Raw genomic sequence first — 13,993 nt, 5'->3', positions numbered from 1 at the left:
GGGGTCATCCGACATCGCATCGAAGATCCGTCGCCATACACCTTTGTCGCTCCATCGGCTGAAGCGGCGGAACACGGAGTTCCACTCGCCGAAGACCTCCGGCAGGTCGCGCCATGGCGCGCCCGTGCGCACGATCCACAACACGCCTTCAACAAACATGCGGTTGTCCCGCCCGGTCGAGCCCTTCTGGTCAGGCCGGCCGATGATCAGCGGCGCCATCCGCTCCCACGCCGTGTCGCTCAACACCAACCGATCCAGAACGCCCAAGACCGCCTCCAGAAAGGCAGCCTCTAATCACACCATGGCCGTCTCGGGAATCCTTAGAGTCCACAGAACCTAGAGCCTGGAACCGTTTCGCGAACCAGTGGCGGGTAGCACCAAGCGGCATGTCGTCCACCTGGCTGACGGGAGTGGCAAAAACTTGAGGCGCTACGCTGCGAGCTGAATTGCCTGCTGACCGAAAGGGTCGCCGTGGCAGGAAGCGAGACACGCGTCCAGATCGTAGCATGTCCCTGCAGGTCGTTATGCTACCCGGTGCAGCGGGACTATCGCTTAAACAACCTGGCAATGCTCCCGCTCGACCTGTTGCTGGAGCTGACGCGGCCAGCTCAATCTTCCAGGTAGATCCGGGTTGACCGAGCGGGTGCGATTTTCGGTCGCCGGGTCGATCCGTGCTACTCCACTGTCATGGAAACTAAGCCCCCCACACCCCTCGCCGTCCTTGTCGGCATTCAGACGCCCGAGGTGGATGATGTCGCGCATCAGGCCAGCCTTGAGGAATTGGGACGTCTGGTGAAGACGCTGGGCTACGAGGTGGCAGGAACGGTATCGCAGCGGCGTGAGGGCACCGGCGCCGGGTCGCTACTGGGAAGCGGCAAGCTGGCGGAGCTGGCGGCGCTCACTGGCGGCACCGGGGTGGTCAGCTCAATGGTGCCGTCCTCAAGGTCCAAGGCGCGACAGCGGTTCGAAGGCACCGCCGCGATTAACGAGCAGGCTGAGCACTATCTGGACGCTGGCCGCAGGCCCGGGTTCGTCATCGTCGACCATGAGCTCTCGCCAAGCCAGATCCGCAACCTGGAGCGCGCTACCGGCGCTCAGGTGCTCGACCGCACCGGCGTAATCGTCGAGATCTTCCATCGCCATGCCAACACCCGTGAGGCGAAGCTGCAGGTGGAGATGGCACGCCTGAAATACGTCGCGCCCCGCCTGCGGGAATCGTCGGGCGGGAGTGAGCGGCAGCAGGGGCCAGGCGCAGGTGAGAGCACCCTCGACCTCGATCGTCGTAAGATCCGCGACCGGCTTTCGGAGCTGAAGGACCAGTTGGAAGCAGTGCAGCGCGACAGCGACCAGCGCCGCTCCGCCCGGCAGGACCAATTGCGGGTGGCGTTGGTTGGCTACACCAATGCAGGCAAGTCCTCCTTGATGCGGGCTCTCACGGGCAGCCAGGTTTTGGTGGAGGACAAGCTGTTCGCCACCCTCGACACCACGGTTCGCATCCTGCAGCCGGAAACCCGCCCGCGAGTGCTCATTTCGGATACGGTCGGCTTTATCAAACAATTGCCGCATGACCTAGTCGCCTCGTTCCGCTCCACCCTGACGGAGGCTCTGGAAGCCTCGCTGTTACTGTTCGTAGTTGACGCTTCGGACCCTACCTATGAGGCTCAACTAGAAGTGAGCCGTAGCGTGTTGCGTGAAATTGGGGCGGATGCTGTGCCGTCGCGGCTGGTCCTGAACAAGATGGACCGGGTGGACGCCGCCGGACGCGCTGCGCTGGCCGAGAAGCATCCAGACGCGATCATGCTCTCCGCCCATGTGCCCGAGGATGTGAGCGCCTTGCGGGAAATCATTATCGCGTTCTTCGAGGCAGAGATGGTCGAGGATGTGTTGGTGCTGCCTTATACGAAACAAGGGCTGATAGGCGAGGTGTATGAAAGCGCGCGGGTCCTATCCGAGGAGTATGACGAGACAGGCCGGGTGCTGAAGGTGCGCGGCCTGCCCGGCGCTATCACGCGGCTGCGGCGAAGCCTTGCCGCGCTTTGAGCCGGCAGCAATCTCCGCCATCTGCAGACCAAAAATCTCTTAGAATCCGAACGCGAAATAAGATTGGCTCTTCAGGTCGGTTTTGCACGTAGAGCAGTGCGCCGGCTGAGCCTCACCATGTGGGCCGATGTCTCGGCAGCGATAGTGGTCGGCTCGGCGCAGAGAGGGCAGCAGGCGCGGGGGGGAAACCGGGTGCTGGTCAACTCCTCAGTGACCGTCCACAGGCGGTCGGCTGCCGCGGCATCGCGGGCCGCGGTCGGGATGGTGGCCAGGCCGAGTGGGCCGTTGACCTCCTGCGGGCCCGTGGGACCATAGTAGGTACTACCCTCGCCTCCGAGGCGGTGGCGGCGCACAGGGTGGGCAGCGGGCCCTGAGCGGCAGTCTGGAAGTGCTCGCGCCTGCTGGCCCAGCGACGCCCCGATTCGCTGTCGAGCCCCGCCCCGCGCGCGACCAGTTCTGTCACTGCGACGCCGGGATGAGCCGCCATGCTCTGGATGCCCAGCCAGCGGCCTCGCTGCGTCGTTGAAAATCCAGCGCGAACATCAGGCACGCGAGTTTGGACTGGGCGTAGGCCGCACAGGGGTCATAGGCGCGGGTGGATTGAAGGTCCTCAAAGTTGATGGCTCCCCGATGCACGGCGATGCCGGACAGCGTAACGACACGCGGGGGGGGGGGCGCTCCTCCGCAGTACGGGCAGTAGCCCGGCAGTCAGAAGGAAATGCCCGAGAAAGTTAGTGGCGAAGTGTATCTCAAAGCCGTTCGCGGACGCGCCGCGCTCGGGCGGAGCCATAATCGTGGCGTTGTTGATCAGGCCGCCCAGACGCAGCAGGGTCGCCTGGAGACGGTTGCTCAGCGCGCAGGCCGAAGCGAGGTCGGCCAGGTCGATCGCCTCGAACTGCAGCCGAGCATTCGGGATCTCCTGCCTGATTCGGGCGATCGTCTCCTCGCCCCGCTGCGGGTTACGTGCCGAGATCACCACACGAGTTCCGGCGGCCATCGCCTTGACGTCCTCGTACCCCAATCCGCTGGTGCCGCCCGTGACCAGGAAAGTGCGCCTGCTCTGAGAGGGCATGTCAGACAGGCTCCAATCCGGCTTCGGTGCACTTTGCGCTAGCGCGCTGCCGGCCACGAAGGTGGCGCTCCACAACATGCCGAGGGTGAGGAGAGCGGATCGCCGCCCTATGAGGGTGGCTTGGCCGCTGTCCATGCGAGTTGCTACGGGATCGTCGGTCCGATCCTCTACGCCAAGCGGCTGGAGCGCGGGCATTTTGTCTGGCCGCAGGCCAAGGACGGCGTGGTGTCGCTGACACCGGCGCAGCTCTCGATGCTGCTGGAGGGCATCGACTGGCGCATGCCCACCCGGACCTGGCGGCCGGAGATGGCGGGATAGCACCCGATCGCAGGGGATTCATTGGGCGCGACGCGGCGGCAGCGGAGATCATGCCATCGTGGTCCTCGATCTTGCCGCCCTGCCTGACGACGCCGACGCGCTGTGCGCCATCGTACTGGCGCAGGCCGCGGCGTTGGACGACCAGCGCGCACTGATCGAGCGGCTCCGGCTGCAGCTGGCCCGGCTGCGGCGCATGCAGTTCGGCCGCTCGTCGGAGCGGCTGGCGGCCGAGGCCGACCAGCTGGAGCTGGCGCTCGAGGAGCTGGAGGCGGAGGCACCCACCCTGCCACCGGCCGAGGACCCGGCGGACACCGTGGCCAGGCCAGAGCGCGGCAAGCCTGCCCGCCGCCCGCTGCCGGAGCACCTGCCGCGCGAGGTGGTCGAGCACGGCGCCGGGGCGCAGGCCTGCGCGGCCTGCGGCGGCACGCTGCGCCGCCTCGGCGAGGACGTGACCGAGGTGCTGGACTATCTGCCGGGGCGGTTCCGCGTGCTCCGGCATGTCCGGCCCAAGTTCTCCTGCCGCGGCTGCGAGGCCATCAGCCAGGCTCCGGCGCCGAGCCTGCCGATCCGCCGCGGTCGCGCCACGGCGGGGCTGCTCGCCCACGTGCTGGTGGCCAAGTATGCCGACCATCTGCCGCTCTACCGGCAGAATGAGATTTACGCCCGGGTGGGTGTTGAACTGCAGCGCTCGACTCTCGCCGACTGGGTTGGCCAGTCGGCGGCGCTGCTGCGGCCATTGATCGATGCCCGGGCCCGGCATGTCCTTGCGGGCGCCGTGCTGCATGCCGACGACACGCCGGTATCGGTGCTTGCCCCTGGCCTCGGCAGGACCAGCACCGGCAGGCTCTGGGCCTATCTGCGTGATGAGCGGCCGCATGGCAGCACAACCCCGCCCGCCGTGCTCTACCGCTACAGCCCGGACCGCCGGGCCGAGCATCCCAAGGCGCACCTTGCCGGGTTCCTCGGCGTGCTGCAGGCCGACGGCTACAGTGGGTTCAACGGTCTGTATGACGGCGGCAAGGTGCGGGAGGCCGCGTGCTGGGCGCATGTCAGGCGCTACTTCTTCGAGTTGCACGCCACCGGCCAGGCGCCGCGGGCGACCGAGGCGGTGCGCCGCATCGGCTTGCTCTACGCCATCGAGCAGGACATCCGCGGCCAGCCGCCCGACGAGCGGACCCGCCAGCGCCAGGCCAGGGCTGGGCCAATCATCGAGAGCCTGCGCGCCTGGCTCGACGAGACCCTCGCCCGGATCTCCGGCCGCAGCGACCTCGCCGTGGCCATCCGCTATGCCCGCAGCCGATGGGAGGCGCTGACGCGCTACATCACCGACGGGCGCCTTGAGATCGACAATAACCCGGTCGAGCGCGCGATCCGACCGCTGGCCCTCGGCCGGAAGAACTGGCTGTTCGCGGGCTCCAACATCGGCGGCCAGCGTGCCGCGGCGATCGCCTCGCTGATCGCCACCGCCAAGCTCAACGGCCTCGATCCGGAGGCCTATCTCCGCCGCGTGCTGGAGCGCATCGCCAACTATCCCGTCAGCTGTGTCGCCGAACTGCTGCCGTGGAACCTGCCAAGCGACGCAGAAGCCGCGGCAACCTGACCGTCAGACACCGCGTCACCGGACGCTTACCCGTCTCAGCACGGCCGCACGGCTGTTGTGACCGGTAACGGCGGTCTTGGGGTCGTGTCCCTGGTGATGGTGTAGGAGCGGTTGCTCCTGGCGGGCTGGGCCGCTGGTCAGGCGGGCACAGCCGAGAGCCTGACCTGGCCAGTATCGTTGACGGCGCTGATCGCTTCCAGGCTCATGTAGCGCGACCGTTGGGTGGCCCATTCGTCGGACTGCTCGAGCAGCAGGGCTCCGACGAGCCTGATGACGGCGGCCTGGTTGGGAAAGATGCCGACCACGTCGGTGCGGCGCTTGATCTCACCGTTGAGGCGCTCGATGGGGTTGGTCGAGTGTAACTTCGCCCTGTGCTCGCGGGGAAAGTCCATGAAGGCGGGCACGTCCTCCTCGGCGCTGTCCATCAGGCTGGCGAGCTTCGGCACCTTGGGGCGGAGCTGGTCGGCAACCCGGCGCCACTGGGCATGCGCGGCCGGGGCGTCCACCTCAGCGTAGGCGGTGCCAATCCAGGCTGAGACAATGCGGCGTTGGGTCTTGCCGGCATGGGCCGCGGCATTGCGGCCGAAATGAACGCGGCAGCGCTGCCAGGTGGCCCTGAGCACCTTGGCCACCGCGGCCTTGAGGCCCTCATGGGCATCGGAGATCACCAGCTTGACGCCGCGCAGGCCGCGCCGGGCCAAGCCGCGCAGGAAGTCAGTCCAGAATGTCTCCGCCTCGGAGGCGCCGGCCGCCATGCCGAGCACCTCGCGCCGGCCATCGCCATTGACGCCCACCGCGATGGTGACCGCCACTGAGACAATGCGACCCGCCTCCCTGACCTTCACATAGGTGGCGTCGAGCCAGAGATAGGGCCAGTCGCCCTCAATCGGGCGGCCGAGGAAGTCCTGCACCCAGCCATCAATCTCGGCACACAGGCGGCTGACCTGGCTCTTGCTGATGCCCTCCATGCCCATGGCGCGGACCAGATCGTCCACCGAGCGGGTCGAGATGCCTTGCACATAGGCCTCCTGGATCACTGCCGTCAGCGCCCGCTCCGCCAGCCGCCGCGGCTCCAGGAAGGCCGGGAAGTAGGAGCCGCGCCGCAGCTTCGGAATACGCAACTCCACCGTGCCAACCCGGGTCTGCCAGTCCCGCTCGCGGTAGCCGTTGCGCTAGTTCACCCGATCAGCACTGCGCTCGCCGTGGCCGGCGCCGCAGGCCCCCTCAGCATCCAGCTCCATCAGCCGATGGGCGGCGAAGCCGATCATCTCCCGCAGGAAGGACGCCTCGGCAGACTTCTCCAACAGGCCCCGAAGGGCCATCGTCTCGTCGGTCATCGTGGCTGGCCCATGGTCCAGGGGTTGTCGGTCTCAGCAACCCAACCCTAGCCAGGACCATCACGATGGCCGCCACCATTACGGTGACGGCCTCCTACACCACCTCAGGGGGCACGACCGGTCTTGGCTTCGAGACCGCGCTGGCGTTCGCACGCGCTGGGGGCGACGTGATTGTCGCCGGGCGCAACCCCGCCCGGGGCGCCGAGGCCGTGGCTCGCATCCAGAAGAGCATGCCAAGCGCCACGGTGGCCTTTGAGGCCCTTGATTTGGGAGACCTCGCCTCGGTCGCCGCCTGCGGCGACCGACTCAATGCCAAACGGGAGAGCATCGATGTCCTGATTAACAATGCGGGCGTGATGACGCCGCCGCGCCGTGAAACCACAGCTGATGGTTTCGAGCTGCAGATGGGCACCAACTATCTTAGCCACTTCGCCTTGACAGCCTACCTTCTACCGCTACTCGGACACGGCAAGGACCCGCGGGTTGTGACGCTCTCCAGCGTCGCCGCTCGCTCAGGTGTCATCGATTTCGACGACCTGCAGTCCGAACGCGGCTACAGGCCCATGCAGGCCTACAGCCAGTCCAAGCTCGCCTGCCTGATGTTCGCCTTCGAACTCCAGCGCCGCAGTGACGCCGCTGGCTGGGGCCTCACAAGCATCGCCGCGCATCCCAGCATCTCGCGAACCGACCTCCTGCACAACGCACCGGGCCGGTTCAGCGTCCAGGGCCTGACGCGCTCGCTGCTGTGGTTCCTGTTTCAGCCGGTCGCGCAGGGGGCGCTACCCACCTTGTTTGCGGCAACGTCGCCTGACGCGCAGAAAGCGGGCTACTATGGCCCGGACAGGCTGAGCGAGACACGCGGCTACCCGGCAGACGCGAAGCCTCCGCCGCAGTCGCTGGATTTGGAGGCCGCAAGCCGGCTCTGGGAGGAGTCCAGCATGCTGACAGGCGTGGACTTCGGCTAGTGCAGAATTCCGCCAACCGCCGCGCGCCTGTTCTCGGCAGGCGCCGATGGCAGGGCCTGACGCTGAAACCCGCTTCTCGATCTCACACACTTGACAGGGGATTGCATCGTGGCAGGCAATTTCAGCGACCGTGTTACATGGGTCGGCGGTGCGGACGCGCTGAGCCCTACCCTGTTCCGGGGCTACGCGATGCGGACCTACTCCGGGCATCTCAGGTTGAGCATGGGTTCAGCACATGCACCAAGCCCGCAGGGGGAAACCGGTGCTGTCCACCAGCAGGTACACCGGCGCACTCCCCGCCTTCGGCCGCAGCACCCCGAGCGTCTCGGCCCAGCGGTTGAGGATGCTGTGGTCCGGCACCGGCAGGTCGAGGCTGTGCAGCTGCAGGGGGGAAGTAATCAGCCCCTCTGTCTGGCGCGCCGCCAAATGAAACACAGCCCGCAGCGTCAGGACTCTGGCGATGGCGAGCGTGGAATAGGCCGCCCGCCTCTGCCAGTGCGCAGCTCAACCATTCAGGTTGCGACCACCTCCGACTTCAATCACATGGTCAAGCTGCCGCGGGCGCATAGGCTTGCATCGTCCTTGGCCCAGTTGGTTATCCGGTGCTGCTGCTTTGAGCTGGATGGCGCCGAGCGGCATTCGCTTTGCACGGCAACCAGGGTGCCCTTGCAAGACGGAGGGGGCGCGCTCCAACTTTACCCTACGCGAAGCCAACCAGTGGGTGATCACCGCAACAAAGTTACAGAAGCAAGCAATGCCTTGCGGCAATTTTCCAACGAGGCACTGTCAGTCGTCAATCAACCAAATGAGAGGACAGAGATTTGAAGGCGATTATCTTATGTGCCGGCCAAGGTCGACGCTTGCTGCCGCTCACAGAACGGGTTCCGAAATGTCTCCTTCCAGTTGCCGGACGCTCCATTTTGGAGTGGCAGATTCGCGGATTAGCTGCCGTTGGCATTAAGGATATCACGCTCGTCACGGGATTTGAGGCTGAGGCTGTAGAGCAGTTGGTTCACAGTATCACCCCGGCCCGTACCATGATCCGTACAGTCTTCAACCCTTTCTTCGGTGTGGCTGAGAACATCGGCAGCTGCTTTCTCGTTCGTGACCTGCTGCAGACCGCTGAAACCGTTCTGCTGAACGGTGATACGCTGTTCGAGACGGCGGTGTTACGGCATTTGCTTGCAGCACCGGAGCATCCAATCACAGTCACAATAGACCGCAAACCCACCTACGACGCCGACGATATGAAGGTTTCGCTGGATGGAACGCGGCTGACGGCTATCGGCAAGACGCTGCCGGTCGGCAGCACCCATGGCGAGTCAATCGGCATGCTGAGGTTTCGCCGGGATGGAGGAGAAATGTTCGCGGCCGGACTCGAAGCGGCACTGCGACAGCCGGACGGGCTCGGCCGTTGGTATTTGTCGGTCATCCATGCCTTGGCACAAACTGGCGTCGTGCAGGCGAGATCGATCGAAGGTCGTGCCTGGGGCGAGATCGACTATGCGGAGGATCTTGCTTCCGCCGAACTGCTTGTACATGCCTGGACCGACCCCGCGGTCGCCGCCGTCACGGGGGAGATTTGAATGGATCCCTCGCTGCTTCCGACCTTGAACTCCTGCCCTCAGCGCCTCGGCGACTTCGTCACCTTGGCAGAGGCTCTGGATTACGCCGCCGAGGGCATTACCGGATTTAATTTTCACGATGGCCGGGGCGTGGTCACGCAGGTTCTGCCCTATCGGCTGCTGCGCCGGGACGCCCTCGCTGTGGCGCGCCGCCTGTTGCAAGCTGGGCTCCAGCGTGGGGATCGGGTGGCGATTGTTGCCGAAACCCACCCTGACGTGATTACGGCGTTCTTCGGCTGCCAGTACGCAGGTCTGGTCCCAGCGCTGGTGCCGTTGCCCGCGGCATTCGGTGGCCGCGAGGTCTATGTCGAGCATATCCGTCGCCTTTGCCTCACATCCCGTGCATCAGCTCTGTTCGTACCGGAAGCTATGAGGGACTGGCTGGCGCCCTTCGCGCGAGAGGCCGGGCTGAAGGCCTTCGGCAGCGTCGCCGCGCTGCCAGACGGTCCTGACGACGGCCGGGTCTTGATGCCCATACAGGCAGACGAGACCGCCTATCTGCAATTCTCCTCCGGCAGCACCCGCTTCCCCGCAGGCATCAAGGTCACTCAGCGGGCGCTGATGGCCAATATCGGTGCGATTCTGCGGCACGGCCTGCGCGTGGCGCCGGAAGACCGCGCGGTGTCCTGGCTGCCGCTCTATCATGATATGGGGTTGGTGGGCTTCATGCTTGCGCCGCTCGCCGGTCAGGTGACGGTTGATTTCCTCTCCTCCCAGGAATTCGCGCGGCGGCCGCATGTCTGGCTGCGCCTGCTGTCCGCCAATCGCGGCACACTCTCCTACAGCCCAAGCTTCGGTTACGAACTCTGCGTCCGCCGGGCGCGGCTCGGCATGGCGAAGGGGCCGCCGCTTGACCTCTCCGCTTGGCGCGTCGCTGGTATCGGCGGCGACATGATCCGCGCCCCTGTGCTCGCCCGCTTCGCGGAAACCTTCGCCGCCGACGGCTTCCGTGAAAAGGCTTTCGTGCCGAGCTACGGCATGGCGGAGGCGACACTGGCGGTCAGCTTCGCGCCGCTCGGGACCGGTGTCGCCACCGACACCGTGGATCTCGACCAGCTCGAGCGCGAGGGCATCGCCAAGCCGGCCACATCCGGGAGCCAACGCACGCGCGCCTTCGCCCTATGTGGGCTGCCAGTGCCGGGGACAGAGGTGGAGATACGGCAGGCCGCCGGCTTCCCCTGGCCCGAGCGGTCGCTGCCGGAACGCGAGGTGGGACGGATACTGGTCCGCGGGCCGGGACTGATGCGTGACTACGATCAGCAGCCGGAGGAAAGCGCAGCCGCCCTCTCATCCGATGGCTGGCTTGATACGGGCGACCTTGGCTATCTCCTGAACGGTCACTTGGTAATTACCGGGCGGGCCAAGGATCTGATCATCGTGAACGGCCGAAATGTCTGGCCGCAGGACCTGGAATGGTCGGTCGAGCAAGCCGTGGCCTCCGTCCGCACCGGCGACGCCGCTGCCTTCGCCGTTGAGGAAGACGGGATGGAGCAGGTCGTGATGCTGATCGAAGCACGTGGCTTGTCTGACAGCGACGCGCGCGCGAAGCTCGTGGCCGATGCCGCAGGCACGCTACGCGCGCGGCATGGGCTGGAGGCTCGCATCATCCTGGCACCTCCCGGTAGCCTACCGCACACCTCCTCGGGCAAGCTCAGCCGCGTGGCGGCGCGCGCACGCTATCTGGCAGGCGCTTTCACCACGCCCGCACCCGTCCTGGAGCCGGTTGCTCAATGACGGAAGCGCCGCTGGTCGCGGTCACCGGCGCGACCGGATTCCTAGGGCACCATGTGCTCGACACCCTGGCGCGCAAAGGCTGGCGACTACGCGTCCTGGTCCGGGGCGATGCCGCGCCACGGCTGCCGCCCCATCCCGTGGAGCTGGTGCGCGGCGACCTTGCGGATGAGGAAGCGCTGCAGCATTTGGTTCGGGGGGCGACGGCGGTCGTGCATCTTGCCGGCCTTACCAAAGCCAGACGGCGGGCGGATTTCCTGGCGGTGAACCGCGATGGCAGCGCCCGGCTGGCCGCCGCAACCGCTGCGTCCGCACCCGGGGCTCGCCTTGTGCTGATCTCCTCCCTCGCAGCGCGAGAACCGCATCTGTCGGCCTATGCCGAAAGCAAGCAGGCTGGCGAAGCGGCGGTGATTGCCGCCCTTGGCGAGAGGGCCAGCTGGCTGGTGCTGCGGCCTGGTGTCATCTACGGACCCGGCGACCGCGAAGGCCTTGCGCTCTGTCGACTGATCTCCGCCCCGATCATACCGGTACCCCGCGCCCCGGAGCCGCGCATCAGCTTCGTCCATGCGCATGACGTCGCCACGGCCATCGCCGGCGTTTGCCTTGCCGGGCCTTCGAAGGCGGTCTTTGAGGTCGCGGACGAGCATGTGCGCGGATACAGCTGGCGCGAGATCCTGTGCCAGCTCTGCGGAATGCTGCAGCGCGAGCCACGTTTCGTGCCGGTGCCCGATGCGATGTTGCTGGCAAGCGGAGCAGCGGCCGATGCGTGGTCGTCGATAACCGGACGGCCCAGCCTGTTCGGGCGCGGCAAGGCGCGCGAATTCCTGCACCGGGACTGGGGGTCGAGTGCCGAGCGGCAGTTGCCCAGCCTGGTTTGGGCGCCCCGCATTTCGCTGCAGACAGGTCTACGCGATATGCTTGGCTGGTGGGCGAGCCTCGGCTTGGTCAAGGCCGCGGCTCCCGCATGACAACCCGTGCCGCCGGTTCAGGCGCTACCGGCGGGTTGCCTCATACCGAAACCCGCAGGTCCCACGCGTCCGGCCTAGCACCATCAGGTCCGGCACATCCGATGCGGTCAGGTGGTCGCCCTGGATCCGCCCGACGGCGGAGCGAGCCCCTCCAATCGAGCGCAGTGCCATCGCTCCGTCCGAGGAAACTGTGCCGGCAAGCATCGGCTTCGAGACCGCCAAGCCTCGGTGCCGCGACGAGCGCATCTCGACCGAGCCGCCCTCGACCCGGAACCAGACTTTTTGCGATCTGCCGAGACAGGTGAAATCCGAGCCGACCGGCACCCGCTGACCCTCATACCAGACTACGGAGGACGCAGCCGTGTCGGAAGCAGCCTGCCCACCCCTTGCTTGGTTCTGCATCGTTTGGTGGGATACCGGCCCCGCCTCGGCGCAACCGGCCAGGAAGCCCAGGACCATCAGGCTGAGCCTGATCAGCGAGGGGGCCCGCACCAGCCTCCGCCCGCCGCAAGCGAGGTCCGCGGGGACATTCGATCGTGCCCGCGGACACGGACGCATCGGGCACATCGATTTCTGCGATCCCTCGGTTTTGTAAATCTCGCCATGCCGGCTGCCAGGTGCACTCATCATCGTCTGCTTCCAGCTTCCATATGTGTCCGGTCGCGCCGTGACAGAAGGGCGAAAGACAGGTACGGGCCTGCCGCACGGCATTGTTGCCATGCCGGTCGTCCCGCCCTGCGCTGGCCGCAAGCCCCTCATGTCCTCCCCCGGAAGACGTTGGGGTTACACCTCAATGACCCATCTAATACATTCGATCGGGAAACCGAGGTATGTCAGGGGGACCGAGGTATGTCGGATGAGCAATTAGTGCTGCACGAGATCACGAGCGCGTTGGAGGAACTGGGCAAGCGGACGGTACCGGTGACCATGGAGACAAGTCTCCTGCATGACTTGAGCCTCGATTCGGTCACTGCCCTCGACTTCATCATGCAGCTCGAGACGCGGCTGGACATCATCATTCCAATGGATGGTATGGCGGAGATCGAGACCATCGGCGATCTCGTCGGTGTGCTGACCCGCAGCACCAGCAAGGCTGGCTGATCGATGCTGGCCAGATTCCGCGCCCTGCGCTCCGACCTCGCGATGGTCACCACCGTCGGGCGGGATCCCTTCGGCGTCGCCTTCGATGCCATCTTGTCGGCAACGGAGGCGATCCTCGACGGGAAACGCGTCCTGCTGCTGGGCACCAATAACTATCTCGGCCTGACCTTCGACCAGGACTGCATCGACAGCGCGGTCGCGGCGACCATGGCGCAGGGCACCGGCACCACCGGCTCGCGCATCGCCAACGGCACCTATGGCGGCCACGCGGCGCTGGAGCAGCGGCTGGCACGCTTTCTCGGCCGACGGCATGCAATGGTCTTCACCACCGGCTACCAGGCCAATCTCGGCACGCTTTCCGCGCTGGCCGGGCGCGGCGACCACCTGCTGCTGGATGCGGACAGCCATGCAAGCATCTATGATGGCGCGAAGCTCGGTAATGCGCAGGTCACCAGGTTCCGTCACAATGATCCGGACGACCTTCGGCGCCGCCTGCGCCTGCTCGCCGACCAGCCGGGCGAGAAGCTGATCGTTCTCGAGGGCATCTACAGCATGCTCGGCGACACCGCGCCGCTGCGCGAGATGGTCGAGGTGAAGCGCGAGGCCGGTGCCTGGCTGCTGGTGGACGAGGCGCATTCCCTGGGCGTGCTCGGCGCCCATGGCCGCGGCCTGGCCGAGGCGGAAGGCGTGGAGGCGGACGTCGATTTCGTCGTTGGCACCTTCAGCAAGAGCCTGGGCGCGATCGGCGGCTTCTGCGCTTTCGACCTCGACGATTTCGACTCGCTGCGGGTTGCGGCGCGGGCCTACATGTTCACGGCCTCCCTGCCGCCTTCGATCGTCGCCTCGGTATTCCAGGCCATCGAGGCGATGGAAGCCCAGCCGCAGCTGCGCGATACCCTGCGGCGGAACGGCCAGCATCTGCACGCGGGGCTGGCCGCCGCCGGCTTCGCGCTTGGCGCCATGCCGAGCCCGATCGTGTCCCTGCCGATGCCGGATCGCGAGACGGCAATCCGTTTCTGGAACCAGCTCCTGGACGCAGGCGTCTATACGAACCTGGCGCTCGGGCCGGCAACCCCGGGTGGCAAGCCGCTGCTGCGCATGAGCGTCAGCGCCGCCCTGACCCCGGCCCAGATCGAAACCGCCATCGCCGCACTCGCCCAAACCGGGCAGCGGCTGGGGCTGGTTGCTGCCGGGCTGGCGGCGGTGGAGAGCTAGGCGGGAGACCGGCCCCGCGTC

The 13,993-nt window shown here is 66.4% G+C and carries 12 protein-coding genes and 2 pseudogenes; 9 read left to right on the top strand and 5 right to left on the bottom strand.

Features of this window, described 5'->3' with window-relative positions; all coding sequences use genetic code 11:
• Together BLR02_RS25335 and BLR02_RS29810 are read right to left on the bottom strand one after the other, a co-directional pair.
• A partial coding sequence (locus BLR02_RS25335) for a transposase (protein WP_143018303.1) occupies nt 1–267 on the bottom strand: 267 nt, incomplete at its 3' end.
• 285 nt (nt 268–552) lie between these two features.
• Nucleotides 553–762: a hypothetical protein gene (locus BLR02_RS29810; protein ID WP_176849815.1), complete on the bottom strand. Its 210-nt coding sequence runs from the start codon at nt 760–762 to the stop codon at nt 553–555.
• Here BLR02_RS29810 and hflX point away from each other — a divergent pair.
• Complete coding sequence (hflX, locus tag BLR02_RS25330) at nt 688–2,040, top strand: GTPase HflX (protein WP_090665099.1); 1,353 nt, start codon at nt 688–690, stop codon at nt 2,038–2,040. The genes BLR02_RS29810 and hflX overlap by 75 nt on opposite strands.
• Before the next feature lie 610 nt (nt 2,041–2,650).
• On the opposite strand, the gene BLR02_RS30160 is transcribed toward hflX, so the two are convergent.
• Complete coding sequence (locus BLR02_RS30160) at nt 2,651–3,190, bottom strand: SDR family NAD(P)-dependent oxidoreductase (RefSeq protein WP_218128058.1); 540 nt, start codon at nt 3,188–3,190, stop codon at nt 2,651–2,653.
• 42 nt (nt 3,191–3,232) lie between these two features.
• Between BLR02_RS30160 and tnpB the strand changes: the two genes are divergently transcribed.
• Nucleotides 3,233–3,430: an IS66 family insertion sequence element accessory protein TnpB gene (tnpB, locus tag BLR02_RS25320; RefSeq protein ID WP_090571621.1), complete on the top strand. Its 198-nt coding sequence runs from the start codon at nt 3,233–3,235 to the stop codon at nt 3,428–3,430.
• 58 nt (nt 3,431–3,488) lie between these two features.
• Nucleotides 3,489–5,030 (top strand): IS66 family transposase, encoded by a 1,542-nt coding sequence (tnpC, locus tag BLR02_RS25315; RefSeq protein WP_090665098.1) that lies wholly within the window; start codon nt 3,489–3,491, stop codon nt 5,028–5,030.
• Between the two features lie 137 nt (nt 5,031–5,167).
• On the opposite strand, the pseudogene BLR02_RS25310 reads toward tnpC, so the two are convergent.
• A pseudogene (locus BLR02_RS25310) lies at nt 5,168–6,367 on the bottom strand (IS256 family transposase).
• A gap of 65 nt (nt 6,368–6,432) precedes the next feature.
• On the opposite strand from BLR02_RS25310, the gene BLR02_RS25305 reads away from it, so the two are divergent.
• Nucleotides 6,433–7,332, top strand: a complete 900-nt coding sequence (locus tag BLR02_RS25305) for an SDR family oxidoreductase (RefSeq protein ID WP_090665097.1) — start codon at nt 6,433–6,435, stop codon at nt 7,330–7,332.
• A gap of 228 nt (nt 7,333–7,560) precedes the next feature.
• Here BLR02_RS25305 and BLR02_RS25300 read toward each other — a convergent pair.
• A pseudogene (locus BLR02_RS25300) lies at nt 7,561–7,806 on the bottom strand (transposase); the annotation flags it as partial.
• Nucleotides 7,807–8,153: 347 nt separating this feature from the next.
• Here BLR02_RS25300 and BLR02_RS25295 point away from each other — a divergent pair.
• The 5 genes from BLR02_RS25295 to spt all read left to right on the top strand — a co-directional run bounded on the left by BLR02_RS25295 (nt 8,154) and on the right by spt (nt 13,972).
• Nucleotides 8,154–8,918 (top strand): phosphocholine cytidylyltransferase family protein, encoded by a 765-nt coding sequence (locus BLR02_RS25295; protein ID WP_090665096.1) that lies wholly within the window; start codon nt 8,154–8,156, stop codon nt 8,916–8,918.
• Entirely contained in the window at nt 8,919–10,691 is a 1,773-nt protein-coding gene (locus BLR02_RS25290) for a fatty acyl-AMP ligase (RefSeq protein ID WP_090571190.1), read from the top strand.
• Nucleotides 10,688–11,656: an NAD-dependent epimerase/dehydratase family protein gene (locus BLR02_RS25285; protein WP_090571188.1), complete on the top strand. Its 969-nt coding sequence runs from the start codon at nt 10,688–10,690 to the stop codon at nt 11,654–11,656. Before BLR02_RS25290 ends, BLR02_RS25285 begins: the two co-directional genes overlap by 4 nt.
• Nucleotides 11,657–12,505: 849 nt before the next feature.
• Nucleotides 12,506–12,757 carry an acyl carrier protein gene (locus BLR02_RS29805; RefSeq protein ID WP_176849820.1) on the top strand — a complete coding sequence of 84 codons (252 nt, stop codon included), beginning with the start codon at nt 12,506–12,508 and terminating at the stop codon, nt 12,755–12,757.
• Between the two features lie 3 nt (nt 12,758–12,760).
• On the top strand, nt 12,761–13,972 hold the full coding sequence (spt, locus tag BLR02_RS25270; RefSeq protein ID WP_090571183.1) for a serine palmitoyltransferase: 1,212 nt from the start codon (nt 12,761–12,763) through the stop codon (nt 13,970–13,972).
• Nucleotides 13,973–13,993: the final 21 nt, after the last annotated feature.

Source organism: Belnapia rosea (assembly GCF_900101615.1).
In the GTDB taxonomy this organism is placed as follows: domain Bacteria; phylum Pseudomonadota; class Alphaproteobacteria; order Acetobacterales; family Acetobacteraceae; genus Belnapia; species Belnapia rosea.
The sequence above is the reverse complement of the archived record's forward strand: the minus strand, read 5'-3'. Positions and strand labels throughout refer to the sequence as shown.

What these genes read in the sequence shown, in the direction of transcription:
- hflX (WP_090665099.1), top strand. Translation starts at nt 688, where the DNA reads ATGGAAACTAAGCCCCCCACACCCCTCGCCGTCCTTGTCGGCATTCAG.
- BLR02_RS29810 (WP_176849815.1), bottom strand. Translation starts at nt 762, where the DNA reads ATGCGCGACATCATCCACCTCGGGCGTCTGAATGCCGACAAGGACGGC.
- BLR02_RS30160 (WP_218128058.1), bottom strand. Translation starts at nt 3,190, where the DNA reads ATGTTGTGGAGCGCCACCTTCGTGGCCGGCAGCGCGCTAGCGCAAAGT.
- BLR02_RS25305 (WP_090665097.1), top strand. Translation starts at nt 6,433, where the DNA reads ATGGCCGCCACCATTACGGTGACGGCCTCCTACACCACCTCAGGGGGC.
- BLR02_RS25290 (WP_090571190.1), top strand. Translation starts at nt 8,919, where the DNA reads ATGGATCCCTCGCTGCTTCCGACCTTGAACTCCTGCCCTCAGCGCCTC.
- BLR02_RS25285 (WP_090571188.1), top strand. Translation starts at nt 10,688, where the DNA reads ATGACGGAAGCGCCGCTGGTCGCGGTCACCGGCGCGACCGGATTCCTA.
- BLR02_RS29805 (WP_176849820.1), top strand. Translation starts at nt 12,506, where the DNA reads ATGTCGGATGAGCAATTAGTGCTGCACGAGATCACGAGCGCGTTGGAG.
- spt (WP_090571183.1), top strand. Translation starts at nt 12,761, where the DNA reads ATGCTGGCCAGATTCCGCGCCCTGCGCTCCGACCTCGCGATGGTCACC.